Origin of the sequence: Actinokineospora pegani (genome assembly GCF_009745975.1) — a bacterium.
Classification (GTDB): domain Bacteria; phylum Actinomycetota; class Actinomycetes; order Mycobacteriales; family Pseudonocardiaceae; genus Actinokineospora; species Actinokineospora pegani.
The window spans coordinates 1-225 of the sequence record NZ_WHOL01000025.1 but is presented as its reverse complement, the minus strand read 5'-3'; the positions used below and the strand labels follow the sequence as shown (position 1 = coordinate 225).

The following is a 225-nucleotide window of genomic DNA, read 5'->3' as shown; positions in this document are numbered from 1 at the left end:
TCGAGCAACGGCACACCACGGTCGATCGTGCCCGCGTCCAACTCCAACAAGTGCTCGGCCAGCGCCGCGATCGCGTCCTCGACATTCGCCGGAGCTGTTCGCGTCGGCGCGTCGTCGATCTCGGGCGTCGATTCCGCCCGGGGCAGGGATTCACTGATCCACCGGGAGATGGCCCGGACGGTGACGATGTCCTCCAGCAATTGCTGCACAGAGATGTCGACATCG

1 protein-coding gene is annotated in these 225 nt (G+C 65.3%); it reads right to left on the bottom strand.

What is annotated here, in order from left to right:
• A partial coding sequence (locus tag GCL84_RS29070) for a hypothetical protein (RefSeq protein ID WP_197522922.1) occupies positions 1 to 225 on the bottom strand: 225 nt, incomplete at both ends.